This is a genomic window from Thermostichus sp. MS-CIW-30, from assembly GCF_054058015.1.
In genome coordinates, this window is the sequence record NZ_JBSRZW010000003.1 from 1 (window position 1) to 12,500 (window position 12,500).

Genomic DNA, 12,500 nt, shown 5'->3' on the forward strand with positions numbered 1-12,500 from the left:
CCTGCCTACACCAGTCAGACCTGCCACAAATGCCTGCACATCCACCCTGAGCGGGGTAAGTCCTACCGCAATGGTAAGTCGTTCAAGTGTGGACATTGTGGGTGGGAAGGGGATGCTGACTATAACGCTGCTCAAGTAATCTCTCTCCTTGGGGCGACTGTAAACTCGCCTGAAATTCCGAAACTTAGCTGCCCTCTGGGGCCGCTAGGGACTGGGATAAAGCCCGCATCCTGCGCATAGCGCTGGTGTCGGGCAGTTTACTTTCGCAAGACTACATCATCCCCTTAGGTGCAGAGCCAGCCGCCGGCTTGGGCTCAGGCTTTTCCACCACAATCGCTTCGGTTGTGAGGTACATTCCGGCTATGGAAGCCGCGTTTTGCAGCGCTGAGCGCACCACTTTGGCCGGATCGACGATCCCCTGGGCAAACATATCCACATAGGTTCCGCTCAGGGCATCGAAGCCAAAGGGCATCTCCTTCTCCAAAACCTTTTCCACCACCACTGACCCTTCCAGACCGGCATTGTGGGCAATCTGAAAGAGAGGGGCCTGCAAGGCTCGGTAAACAATTTCTGCCCCCACCTGTTCTTCGGCATTCAACTTGGCCTTGAAAGCCGGGATCCCTTTGGAGAGGTGCAATAGCGTCGCCCCACCGCCGGGGACGATCCCTTCTTCCACCGCAGCTCGGGTGGCATTTAGGGCATCCTCAATGCGCAGCTTGCGGTCTTTGAGTTCGGTTTCAGTAGCGGCCCCCACTTTGATGACTGCTACCCCCCCAGCTAACTTGGCGATGCGTTCTTGCAGTTTCTCGCGGTCGTACTCGGAATCGGTGGTTTCCAGTTGCTTGCGAATTTGAGCCACTCGCTTTTCCACCGCCGCTTTGGTGCTGCCATCGGTCACAATGGTGGTCTTGTCTTTGGTGACAGTGATCTTGCGGGCCACCCCCATCATGTCCAGGGTGACCTTATCCAGCTTGATGCCAACATCCTCAGAGATGAGCTGCCCGCCGGTGAGAATGGCGATATCTTCCAGCATGGCTTTGCGCCGATCCCCAAAAGCCGGAGCCTTGACCGCCACCGCATTGAGTACCCCCCGCAGGCGGTTCACCACCAATGTGGCCAGAGCCTCTCCCTCCACATCCTCCGCAATGACCAGAAGAGGCCGACCCTCGCGGGCCACCCGCTCTAGGATGGGCACCAGATCTTGCAGGCTGGAGATCTTGTTGCTGGTAATCAGCAGATAAGCATTCTCATACTCGGCCACCATCCGCTCCGAGTCTGTGACGAAATAGGGGGAAATGTAGCCGCGGTCAAACTGCATCCCCTCCACCACGTCCAACTCGGTTTCCAGCGACTTGGATTCTTCGACCGTGATCACCCCATCTCGCCCTACAGCATCCATGGCCTTGGCGATCATCTCTCCCACTTCGCTGTCATTGCCAGCAGAGATAGTGGCTACTTCGGCGATGGTTTTACGGCCTTCCACAGGCTTGGCATGAGCTGCAATTTGCTCCACCAAGTAGGCAGTGGTCTTTTCAATGCCGCGCCGCAGAGCCACAGGGTTGGCGCCCGCCGAGATGTTTTTGAGCCCTTCCCGCACCATGCTTTGGGCCAGGATGGTGGCTGTGGTGGTACCATCTCCGGCCACATCGTTGGTCTTAGAGGCCACTTCCCGCATCAACTGGGCGCCTGTGTTCTCCAAAGGATCGGCCAACTCAATTTCCTTGGCAATCGTGACCCCGTCGTTGACGATTTGGGGGGCACCAAACTTCTTCTCCAAGACCACGTTGCGTCCTTTGGGGCCAATCGTAACCTTGATTGCATCCGCCAGTTGGTTGATGCCCTGCTCCAATGCCTTGCGGGCCTCTTCTCTAAACAGAATCCGCTTTGCCATAGAATCCGCGATCCTCGTAAGTCTGACTGGGCTCCTACTTTGGGTACTGCCAGGCGGAGTGGGGTTCCCAGGAATCCTCCGGCTCGGCTAGCAGGGAGTTAGCACTCTAAACTCCCGAGTGCCAATCTAGCTCAAAGACGGGAGCCTGAGCAAGATGGGCAGATCCGGAGTCACGTTTTGGCTGACAGGGGGGAGAGGGCTAGGAGTTGCCGCCGATCAGGATGTCGGGAAACTGGGCCTGGGCTTCGCTGATGGGGCGGTTGCGCCCGCCGTTTTGCCAGTAGTTGATGAGTTCGGTGGCTCGGTTAAGCAGCTCGATGCGATCCACTTCGCTGATCCAAGTTTTGCTTTCCAGCTCAGCCTTAAGCTGCTCCCAAGCGTCATCCCGCGGCCAGAAAAAGTAGTGGGTGAGGGGGCTGCGGTTTTTGGCCACCACCTGATCGACGGCAATAGCCAAATCGTTTTCCAACCAGAGGGCTTTTAGGGCGAACTTCGGCAAGGCTCTCTTCTCCTTTGGGCTACTCAACGGACGATCCGATCCTAACCAGGCAGCCTTTCATTCTGACATATGTCCTGTCCATCGGCGGGCCGAGAGCCGGAAGATGGATACGGGCTCAGCCCTGTCTGGGGGCAAAGGGCCCTAGATCACAGAGGGCTGTTTCCCCTTTCAGTACCAAGTCCCGCAGGATGGCGGCGCTGATCGGGGCCAGCAACACTCCATTGCGATAATGGCCGGTGGCAATGAGCAGATTGGCGTAGCCAGGAGCCCAACCCAGGATGGGGGCGCGCTGTCCCACTGGTCGAGGCCGATGGCCGGCCCAATGATCCAACAAAGTTGCTTCGGCCAAAGCCGGGCAGAGTCGGATGGCGCGGGCCAGCAGATCTTGTAGCGCCAGCAGCGTCGGCTCGGGATGAGGGGCCTGAAATTCCACTGTTGCCCCCACCCACAGGGATCCATCGCCCAAAGGAACCAGATGCAGATCCGCGTCGGTGACCACGGGCCCCAGGGGGATCCCGGGAGCTCTGACCCGCAGGGCCTGGCCTTTGACCGCTTGCAGGGGCACCTGCAACCCCAGCTCTTTGGCCAGAGGGGAGCTGCCCAGACCTGCCGCCAGAATGACGTGACCTGCCGAGAGGGTGAGAGCGGGGGTGTAAACCGCTTGCAGGCGAAAGGGGGGATCCGAGCTGCGCTGAATCTTCTGGACAGGCTGGTGGAAGAAAAAGCGGGATCCCTTGCGTTGGGCTGCTTCCAAGAGAGCCTGGGTTAGGAGCTTGGGCTGGACTTGTCGATCCTGGGGAGAGTAGATGGCCGCCGCCAGGTCGCTGCGCAGGCCGGGCTGCAGGGATCCCACTTCGGCAGGGCTGAGCAGATCTAGGCGGTAACCTGCTTGTCGGCGGGCCGCCAGGGTCTCTTGCCAAGCTTCCACTTCCTCCTCCCTGAGGAGTTTGAGAATGCCGCGCCGATTGACGGGCAAACTCCGGCCCAGGTCTTCCTCCAGCCGCGCGATTAGGGGATCGAACAGCTCCAGGCTTTTTAGACGCAACTGCACCACCTCCCCGCTAGGCTGGCGGCTGCAGATCCCCATCAACACCCCCAGCGACGCGCCCGCGGCGCCTGAGGCCGGCTCTCCGGCATCCACTCCAATGACCGACAGCCCAGCTGTGGCCAATTCGTAGGCAATGGCACAGCCCACCACCCCACAGCCAATCACCAACGCATCACAGTTCAACAGCCCGACCCTCAACGGAGACGCTTTTCGTAGTGATACTCCACAGAGTTGCTGCGATCGTGCAATTCACGAATTTCCGGCAGACGCACATAGCCGAGCCGCTCATAAACCCGATGAGCCGTCGTGAAGCGAGTATCTGTCCACAGATGCAGAGAGTCCGCCTGCTGCTGCCGAGCCGCAAATTCGGCCTGTTCAATCAAACGCCGACCCAAACCTCGACCGCGCACTGCGGGCAGAGTGTAGAGTTTTTTCAGCTCCATGCGCCCAGGGATCCCATCGGGCACAAGGCCGACACAGCCGACCACTTGATCCTGATGCTGCGCCACCCAAAGGGATCCCCCCATCTCCGCAAAGGCCGTGGCAGGCTGAAGCAACTCCGGCACTTCTTCGATATCCAATACACAGCCTGGATACTCCGCAAAGACCACCTGCAAAATGTGGAGCAGAGCTGCACTATCCGAATTTTCAGCAGGACGGATATCGATCTGCATCAAGCAGCGAAGAAAAAGAAATCATCGTTAAGTAAAGCTTTCTCGATTGTACCTGGGCTTGCTCGAGGACTCTGTTTTCTCTGTTTCTCAGGGAGCAGAGGATCCCTGAGGTGAGCAGCTAAGATCGCTAGCATCCCCAACCCCATCTGCCCATGGATACTGAACTGCTGGTTCCCGACGTCGCCGATCTCGTAACAGAGGATGATACCCCGGTGGATAACTTTGCCTCGGAAAAACAGCAGCGCCTCCTGACTGGAGCTCTCTACAGCGCTTTGCGCGGCAAAACCTTTTTAGCAGCGGCAAATGTAGGCATCTACACCGCCATCGGTCGGCCCCCGATTGTGCCGGATGTTTTTCTCAGCCTGGACGTCACGGTGCCGGAGCAATGGTGGGAGAAGCAAAACCGTTGCTACCTGCTCTGGCAATTTGACAAGCCGCCGGATGTGGTGATCGAGATCGTCTCCAACCGCGAAGGCGACGAGCTGGAAGGCAAGCTGAGCCGTTATGAGCAGATGCGAGTTAGCTACTACGCGGTCTTCGATCCCAATCATGAGCTGGGGCCAGAGGAGTTGTGCATTTTCGAACTGCGGGGCCGCCACTACGCGGAAATGACCGAGACCTGGCTAGAACAGGTGGGGCTGGGCCTGACGGTGTGGGAAGGCGTTTTTGAGGGGAAACAAGCTCGCTGGTTGCGCTGGTGTGATGCCCAAGGGCAGTTGCTGCTGACCGGCGATGAACAGGCTGAGTTGGAGCGGGAACGGGCGGAGCAGGAACGTCAACGGGCGGAACAAGAACGCCAAAGAGCCGAACAAGAACGCCAAAGGGCGGAGCGAGAACATCAACGGGCGGAGCGTCTGGCGGCAAGATTGCGGGCTTTGGGTGAGGATCCCGATTTGGAGAGCTGAAGCCCAGGGATCCCCTTCAGCACCCACCCTCCACTACACTCAGAGAGGGAACTGCTGCCGGAGTGGCAGGGATCGTTGGACTCACAGATGGGTTATCGCCGCCGGGATTGGTTGGCCTACTGGCTGCTCAAGTGGCTGGTGGTCAACCCCTTGTTTCGGGGACTGTATTTTGGGCGCACCTATGGGCAGGAAAACGTGCCTCGCCAGGGATCCCTCATCGTCGTCAGCAACCACGCCAGCCATTTGGATCCGCCGCTGGTGGCCAATGCGGTGCGCCGCCCGGTGGCCTTCATGGCCAAGGAAGAGCTGTTTCGGGTGCCGGGGCTGAAGCAGGTGATCCAGCTCTACGGCGCCTACCCGGTCAAAAGAGGCGGCTCTGACCGCGCTGCCCTGCGGGCCACGGAAGCAGCTTTGGCGCAGGGATGGGCGGTAGGGATCTTTTTGAATGGCACTCGTACCCCCGATGGCCGCATTCCTCAGCCCCACTTGGGAGCGGCCTTGGTTGCAGCCCGCACCCAAACGCCTCTGCTGCCTGTAGCCCTTTGGGGCACGGAAAAGGTCTTGCCCAAGGGATCCCGGTGGCCGCGCTTGTTCTGCCCCATCACGGTGCGCATTGGCAACGTGATTCCCCCCCCTGCTTCCAGCGATAAGGCCGATTTGCAGCAGGTGACGGCAGAGTGCGTGCAGGCTATCCATGCCCTTTTGGATCAGGGGCGCTGAGGGTATCTTGGGCTACCAGATACTCAACAACAGGGATCCCTCCCAAGATGTGCTTTTGAAGAATCTCCTCCACCACCTCCGGCGTGACCGAGTGGTACCAAAACCCACCGGGATAGACCAGCAGCACAGGGCCGGGAACAGCATAGTCGCACGCCCGCAGGCAGTTGGCTTTGGTGCGGTGTACCCGCAGGGATCCCCCGCTCCCGATTTCCAGGTTCAATTCCTTGATCCGCGATTTCAAATAGTCCCAGGCTTCCAATCCCACGGCTTTCTCACAACATTTGGGCTTGGTTTGATCTGCACAAAGGAACAAATGCCACTGGTAGGGCGGAATGGGAGCCGGCTGAGGCGCTTGGCCTGGGGATCCGGTTGCCGAGGAGGGATCCAGGATAGGGGAAGAAGCGACAGGACGCGACATAACAAGATGTTTGGGCTTGGCTACAGTTGCATTATCCCCTGTTCTCTAGGTTCTTACCGATGCTGGTGGATAACCCCAAGCAGCGACTGTTTCTTGCTCTGCTTCCCCCTCCGGCCCTGCAAGAGCAGGTGACGGCCATCCAGCAAGAGTTTGCAGAGCAATTTGCCAGCCGAGCAGCTCTGCGCTCTCCCCCCCACATCACCCTGGTGCCGCCGTTCGAGTGGCCCAGTTCCGAGCTGCCAGCCTTGACGGGATCCCTAGAGGCCTTTGCCAAGCAGCAAACTCCCGTCGCCATCCAGTTATCCGGCTTTGGGGCCTTCGCGCCGCGTGTCATTTTTATTCACGTCGTGCCCTCCCCAGAACTGCAGCGGCTACAAGCTCAAGCCCATCACCACATGGGGCTCCTTCTCAACCGGAAAGAAACGACCGCTCAAGCCCGTCCGTTTGTGCCCCACATAACCGTGGCCTTTCGAGATCTAACCCCCGCCCACTTTCGCGCCGCCTGGCCAGAGTTCAAGACGCGTTCTTTCCAGAGTGCGTTTGTAGCGTCAGCTTTGACGCTCCTCCTCCACGACGGCAAACGTTGGCAGGTTTTTGCCCAGTTCTCGATGGGGGAATAATGGGGAACAGAAGAGGGTTGCCAACCGAAGCAGCCTACTCCACCCAGTGAGCGGCCATGTATTCCGCCAAGTCCAACACCCGCTGGGAGTAGCCCCACTCGTTGTCGTACCAAGCCATGACCTTGACCAGATCCCCATCCAGCACACTGGTCATCTCCGCATCCACAATGGCCGAGCAGTCGTGGCCGCGGTAGTCGATGGAGACCAAGGGAATATCCGAGTAGGCGAGGATCCCTTTCATCGTAGTTTCTGAGGCTTCTTTGAGGGCAGCGTTTACCTCCTCGGCAATCACGCGCCGCTCCGTCTGCACCACCAAGTCCACCAGAGACACATTGGGCGTGGGAACCCGTACCGCCACCCCATTCAGCTTGCCTTTCAGCTCCGGGATCACCAAAGCCACCGCCTTGGCCGCCCCCGTGGTGGTGGGCACCATGCTCAATGCTGCTGCCCGGGCCCGCCGCAGATCGCGGTGACCACCATCTAAGATCCGCTGGTCGCCGGTGTAACTGTGGGTGGTGGTCATGGTGGCACGGAGGACGCCGAACTTGTCCAGCAACACCTTGATGATCGGGGCAAGGCAGTTGGTGGTGCAGCTGGCGTTGCTGACAATGTTGTGCCGCACCGGGTCGTAGGTGTGTTGATTAACACCGTAGACAAACGTGGGAATGTCTCCCCCCTTGGCCGGGGCGGTGATCACCACCTTTTTGGCCCCCGCTTCTATGTGCTTAGAGGCACCCTGGTAGTCGACAAAAACACCTGTAGCTTCAATAACAAGATCCACCTTCCACTCTTTCCAGGGCAGGTTGCTGGGGTTGCGGTCGGAAACGGCATAGATATGCTTGCCGTTCACCACCAAACCGTTTTCTGCAGGCTCAACGTCTGCTCCCTGCAACGGCCCAAGGATGGAATCGTACTTGAGCAGGTGGGCAGCCGTGCGAGCATCTGAGGTGTCGTTGATGGCAACAATGTCCAGGTTGGACTGGGAGCGACCCAGCCAACAGCGCAAAAAGTTGCGACCAATGCGACCAAACCCGTTGATGGCTACCCTAACCACTGCTCCTGACCTCGCTGCTTGAAATCTCTTGGGGGCTGCTGCCTAGCACATGATATCGCAACCCCTGAACATTCTGAAGACAAAATTTGGGATCCAAGGGGTTGTCTTCGTGGACGTTGACCTGCAAACCTATGCGGAGCAGGGATTGAGCCTCTTTCAAGCGGGATAGCGCTGGTGCAGCAGAGCCATAGCCGAGGCTACATTTTCTACCCCTCGCTGCTCCAGAAGATCCGTGAACATACTATCCAGCCAGTAAAGGTGCTCGCTGATGATCTGGCTCCAGGCGCGGTAGAGTTTCACCTGGACTTCCAGGGGCAGCAGGATCAGCCCTTCGGTGGAAAGGCGTAGGGTTTGCACCTCGGTCATGCTCACTGCCGTAAAGGAGCGCCGCCGCCCCGTCAGCAGAGAAAGTTCCCCAAACAAGCGCCCGGCGTGCAGCGTGGCCAGCCAATAATCTCCCGGATGTCGCACGTACTGGCGACGCAGCTCCACCACTCCACTGAGGATCATGTACAGGTCACTGCTGGGATCCCCTTCCTGGAAGATCACCTGGCCTGGGGAAAAGCGGCTGGGCAACAGGGCTGCCGTCAATGCCTTCCACTCGGCATCTTCCAAGGATTGGAAGAGCAAATGCTCGCGAACACGCTCAAACGGATAACGGGGGCTGCTCATGATGTCGGTGGGCCAGAGGGGTACCTGAGGCCGGCTCCGTTTCATCCTACCGCTGCCGGCAGGGTGTTGGGAGATGGGAGAGAGTTGTCCCCAAAGAGTATCTAAGATGCAATGGAAAAGGTAGGTCGCTCCCAGGGATCCCATGCAGCCTGGCTCAATTGTCCGCTGCCGCAACCGCGAGTGGGTGGTGCTCCCCGCTGATTCAGAAGAAATTGTGGTGCTGCGGCCCCTCACCGGCACCCCAGAAGATGCGGTTTGCATTCACCGACACCTGATGAACCTTGTGGGCGGCACCTTGCCCTTCGAGCGAGTGGAGCCTACCGCCTTTCCTTGGCCCTCTGGGGATCATCCTGCCGATACCACCAGTACCCTTCTCCTCTGGCAGGCGGCCCGGCTGATTTTACGGGAGGGCGCAACTCCCTTTCGCTCTCTGGGGCGCCTCTCGATTCGGCCACGGGTATACCAGTTTGTGCCCTTGCTCATGGCGCTGCGCCTCGATCCGGTGCGGCTATTGATTGCCGACGACGTAGGGGTGGGCAAGACCATCGAGGCGCTGCTGATAGCCAGGGAGCTTTTGGATCGCGGCGAGATCCGACGCCTTTGTGTCCTGTGCCCTCCCTATTTGTGCGAGCAGTGGGCCAGCGAGCTGGCCGAGAAGTTTAACCTGGAGCCAGTGGTCATCCGCTCGGGAACGGTGGGGCAATTGGAGCGAAAAACCCCTGTTGGGCGCAGCCTCTACGAGCACTTTCCTGTCCAGGTGGCCAGCATTGACTTCGTCAAGACCGAGCGCAACCGCCACCCATTTCTGCAATTTTGTCCTGAGCTGGTCATTGCCGACGAAGTCCATGGGGCAGCGGCGGCCCATGGCAAAAACCAGCAGGAGCGCCACAGTCTGCTCAAAGCGGTGGCCCAAAACCCCAACCGCCACCTGATCCTGCTGACGGCAACTCCCCACAGCGGTGTCGAAGAGGCCTTCCGCTCGCTGCTGGGGCTGCTGCGGCCCGAGTTCGAGACATGGGATCTCCAGGATCTCAACGAAGACCAACGCGTCCAGCTAGCCCGTCATTTTGTCCAGCGCACGCGGCGAGATATTCGGGAAACTTGGCAGGAGCTCACCTGTTTTCCAACCCGGGAAGCTGAAGATGAAACCTACACCCTTTCTGAGGGGCAGCGCAAGCTGTTCGAGGACACCTATGGGTTTTGCTCGGAATTGGTGTGCACAGGGCAGCAACTAGAGAAGCGCCAGCAGCGAGTGCGCTACTGGGGAGCGCTGGCCCTTTTGCGCTGCGTAATGTCCAGCCCGGCGGCAGCAGTAGCGGCATTGCACAATCGCAGCGGAGCAACCCTGGAGGCAGAAGAAGAGGTTGAGGCAGAACTGAGCCGCTGGGTGTTCGAGTCGGCAGAAGAGCGTACCGACGATGAGCTGCCAACGCCAGCTCTTGAAGCCGCAGACCCAACCCTGCCGGATAGCGACCGCCGCCGGTTGCAGGCCCTGGCCCGTCTGGCCAAACAGCTCCAGGGCCCAGAGCACGACACCAAACTGGCGCGGGCCATCGAGCTGGTGAAAAAGTTGCTTCAGGAAGGTTTTCATCCCATCCTCTGGTGCCGCTACGTTGCCACTGCGGAGTATCTGGACAGTTACCTTCGGCAACAGCTGGGATCCCCAGCCCAAGTAGCCTGTGTAACGGGCAGGATGGGAGACGAGGAGCGGGAGGCCAGGATCGCGAACCTGGAAGTTGACCGACCACGGGTGCTGGTGGCCACCGACTGCCTCTCGGAAGGGATCAACCTGCAGGAAAAGTTTACAGCCGTCATCCACTACGACCTGCCCTGGAACCCCAATCGGCTGGAGCAGCGGGAGGGCCGGGTGGATCGCTACGGCCAAAAGGCCAGCCGGGTCAAGGTCATCCGCTTTTTTGGCCGCGACAACCCCGTAGATGGCGTGGTACTGGAGGTGTTGCTCAACAAAGCGCGGGAGATCCACCGCACCCTGGGCACCCACGTGCCTGTGCCGGAGGCTAGCGAAAGCGTTACCCAGGCTGTGCTCGAAGCCCTCTTCCTGCGCAAGGGACACTGGTCCGCCGAGCGCCAGCTAACCCTCGATCTTGGCGTGCCGGAAGTGGATGAGTTTCATCGGCGCTGGGATCGCTCTGTCGAACAGGAGCGGCGCAACCGCACCCGTTTTGCCCAGCGAGCCCTCAAGCCTGAGGCAGTGCAGCGGGAGCTGGAGGCCACCGATGCCGTGCTAGGGGATCCCGAAGCTGTGCGCGAATTCTTCCTGGCTGCCGCCCAGCGCCTCAACCTAGCCATAACCCCAGGGAAGCGGTCGGGGGTCTACCAGGTTAGCGTCGGCTCCGAAGCCACTGCCACCTTGCCGGAAGCCATTCGCCTGGCCCTGCCCTCTCCCAAAGGCGGGCGTTGGCTAATCAGCTTCGACTCGCCCACGCCCGAAGGTGCCGAATACATTGGCCGCAACCACCGCGTCGTGGTTGCCCTGGCCCAGTTTTTGCTGGAGGAAGCCCTCGACAACCCAGAGAAAGGGGATGCTGTCGTCTCCCGCTGCGGCGCTCTACGCACCCGAGCGGTAGTTGATCTTACAACTCTACTGCTGCTGCGGGTGCGCTACCTGGTGGAGCAACCCCAGGGGCAGCCTCTCTTGGCGGAAGAGGTGCTGGTGCTAGGCGGTGTTGGCCTGGAGAGCGGCGAGGCCCGCTGGCTGGAGACGGGCGCAGCTCTCCAACTGCTGGCCACGGCCAAGCCGGATGAGAACCTACCGCTAGCGGAAAAGCGGGAGCTGGTTCAGCATCTCCTGGCCTGTCTCGGCCCGTGGCAGGAGACAGAGGAAAACTGGGGAAGGGATCACCGGCTGCAGCAGGCGGCGCGGGAGCGGATTTTGCAGCGTGCTGCTGAGCTGGAGGCTGCCCATAGGCGCATCCGCCAAGCCGTGTCCCTACAGGGGCGGGGGCTGAAGGTGAAGCCGCAGCTTCCCCCCGATCTTTTAGGACTCCTTGTTCTCCAACCGGTGGTTTGCCGATGAGCGAGTTTTCTGGGGTACGCATCGAAGGAGGCCTGTTGGGGCCCGATATTCTCGAAAAGCTGCTGGCAGGGGATCTGCCAGGACAGAAGCCAGAAGACTTCGGCTTTAACAGCAAGCGCGGCCCAGTCGAAGAGATTGCCGCGGTCTTTGCCGATTGTCGAAAGTACTGGGAGGCCTTCCAGAGCCGCCTGCAGCGCCTGCCCGAAAGCGATCTCGCCACCAGCATCACCCGCGATGCCTGGGCGATCCCCTTCTTCAGTTTGCTGGGGATCGAGGTGCGCTATCAACCGCGCGCCTGCGAGGTGGACGGAATGAACTTCCCCATCTCGCATCGCATGGGCGAGGCGGAAGACGCGCCACCGGTGCACATCGTCGGCGCACGCCAGGAGCTGGGCCGCGTGCCGGCTTCTGGCCGGCCTCGCCTGGCACCCCACTCGCTGCTGCAGGAGTATCTCAACCGCAGCGAGCACCTCTGGGGCATTGTTACCAACGGATTGACCCTGCGCCTCCTGCGGGACTCCACCTATGTGCGTCGGCAGGCCTATGTGGAGTTTGACCTGAAGCAGATCCTAGAGGAGCAGCGGTTTAACGACTTTGCCATCCTCTTTCGGCTGCTGCACCGCAGCCGCTTGCCCCAAACGGCAGAGCTAGCAGGGGATTGTCTGCTGGAAAAGTACTACCAACAGGCCCTGGAGCAGGGTGGCCGGGTACGGGAACGGCTGCGGGAGGGGGTTGAGGAGTGCATCAGGTTGCTGGCAAATGGGTTCCTGGCCCATCCCAAGAACCAGAGGCTGAGAGCGCGGCTCTTGTCGGATCCCAGGGAGCTCTACCGCCAACTGCTGCGCTTGGTCTACCGGTTCCTGTTCCTCTTGGTTTCCGAAGAGCGGGGGTTGATGAGCAGCGCGGCGCTCTATCGCGAGCACTACAGCGTGACGCGGCTGCGGCGGTTTTTGGATCGGCAA

At 60.0% G+C, this 12,500-nt stretch carries 13 protein-coding genes (1 of these 13 running past the window's edge); 6 read left to right on the top strand and 7 right to left on the bottom strand.

The window, feature by feature from the left end; genetic code table 11:
- A partial coding sequence (locus ACVWXW_RS01870) for a zinc ribbon domain-containing protein (protein ID WP_457402474.1) occupies window positions 1-240 on the top strand: 240 nt, incomplete at its 5' end.
- A gap of 31 nt (window positions 241-271) precedes the next feature.
- Here ACVWXW_RS01870 and groL read toward each other — a convergent pair.
- The 4 genes from groL to ACVWXW_RS01890 all read right to left on the bottom strand — a co-directional run bounded on the left by groL (window position 272) and on the right by ACVWXW_RS01890 (window position 4,112).
- Entirely contained in the window at window positions 272-1,891 is a 1,620-nt protein-coding gene (gene groL / locus ACVWXW_RS01875) for a chaperonin GroEL (protein ID WP_414357711.1), read from the bottom strand.
- Window positions 1,892-2,090: 199 nt separating this feature from the next.
- Window positions 2,091-2,417, bottom strand: a complete 327-nt coding sequence (locus tag ACVWXW_RS01880) for a 30S ribosomal protein PSRP-3 (RefSeq protein WP_414330048.1) — start codon at window positions 2,415-2,417, stop codon at window positions 2,091-2,093.
- Between the two features lie 88 nt (window positions 2,418-2,505).
- Window positions 2,506-3,621, bottom strand: a complete 1,116-nt coding sequence (locus ACVWXW_RS01885) for an NAD(P)/FAD-dependent oxidoreductase (protein WP_414357710.1) — start codon at window positions 3,619-3,621, stop codon at window positions 2,506-2,508.
- A gap of 11 nt (window positions 3,622-3,632) precedes the next feature.
- On the bottom strand, window positions 3,633-4,112 hold the full coding sequence (locus ACVWXW_RS01890; RefSeq protein ID WP_414330053.1) for a GNAT family N-acetyltransferase: 480 nt from the start codon (window positions 4,110-4,112) through the stop codon (window positions 3,633-3,635).
- A gap of 152 nt (window positions 4,113-4,264) precedes the next feature.
- Between ACVWXW_RS01890 and ACVWXW_RS01895 the strand changes: the two genes are divergently transcribed.
- Together ACVWXW_RS01895 and ACVWXW_RS01900 are read left to right on the top strand one after the other, a co-directional pair.
- Window positions 4,265-5,017, top strand: coding sequence for a Uma2 family endonuclease (locus ACVWXW_RS01895; RefSeq protein ID WP_457402476.1), 753 nt, complete (start codon window positions 4,265-4,267; stop codon window positions 5,015-5,017).
- 87 nt (window positions 5,018-5,104) lie between these two features.
- On the top strand, window positions 5,105-5,737 hold the full coding sequence (locus ACVWXW_RS01900) for a lysophospholipid acyltransferase family protein (RefSeq protein ID WP_414331435.1): 633 nt from the start codon (window positions 5,105-5,107) through the stop codon (window positions 5,735-5,737).
- Here ACVWXW_RS01900 and ACVWXW_RS01905 read toward each other — a convergent pair.
- Window positions 5,706-6,155 carry a (2Fe-2S) ferredoxin domain-containing protein gene (locus ACVWXW_RS01905; RefSeq protein WP_414331431.1) on the bottom strand — a complete coding sequence of 150 codons (450 nt, stop codon included), beginning with the start codon at window positions 6,153-6,155 and terminating at the stop codon, window positions 5,706-5,708. The genes ACVWXW_RS01900 and ACVWXW_RS01905 overlap by 32 nt on opposite strands.
- A gap of 59 nt (window positions 6,156-6,214) precedes the next feature.
- Between ACVWXW_RS01905 and ACVWXW_RS01910 the strand changes: the two genes are divergently transcribed.
- Window positions 6,215-6,775 (top strand): 2'-5' RNA ligase family protein, encoded by a 561-nt coding sequence (locus ACVWXW_RS01910; RefSeq protein ID WP_457402478.1) that lies wholly within the window; start codon window positions 6,215-6,217, stop codon window positions 6,773-6,775.
- Between the two features lie 34 nt (window positions 6,776-6,809).
- On the opposite strand, the gene gap is transcribed toward ACVWXW_RS01910, so the two are convergent.
- Both gap and ACVWXW_RS01920 read right to left on the bottom strand, forming a co-directional pair.
- Entirely contained in the window at window positions 6,810-7,829 is a 1,020-nt protein-coding gene (gap, locus tag ACVWXW_RS01915) for a type I glyceraldehyde-3-phosphate dehydrogenase (RefSeq protein ID WP_414421616.1), read from the bottom strand.
- Window positions 7,830-7,985: 156 nt separating this feature from the next.
- Window positions 7,986-8,546 carry a Crp/Fnr family transcriptional regulator gene (locus ACVWXW_RS01920; RefSeq protein ID WP_187147224.1) on the bottom strand — a complete coding sequence of 187 codons (561 nt, stop codon included), beginning with the start codon at window positions 8,544-8,546 and terminating at the stop codon, window positions 7,986-7,988.
- Between the two features lie 97 nt (window positions 8,547-8,643).
- Here ACVWXW_RS01920 and ACVWXW_RS01925 point away from each other — a divergent pair, with 97 nt between their 5' ends.
- Window positions 8,644-11,538: a helicase-related protein gene (locus ACVWXW_RS01925; protein WP_457402480.1), complete on the top strand. Its 2,895-nt coding sequence runs from the start codon at window positions 8,644-8,646 to the stop codon at window positions 11,536-11,538.
- Window positions 11,535-12,500, top strand: the 5' end (the start) of a protein-coding gene (locus ACVWXW_RS01930) for a DUF559 domain-containing protein (protein ID WP_457402482.1). 3,588 nt of this gene lie beyond the right edge of the window; 966 of the gene's 4,554 nt are visible here — the first part of the coding sequence; it begins with the start codon at window positions 11,535-11,537; its stop codon lies beyond the right edge, outside the window. Before ACVWXW_RS01925 ends, ACVWXW_RS01930 begins: the two co-directional genes overlap by 4 nt.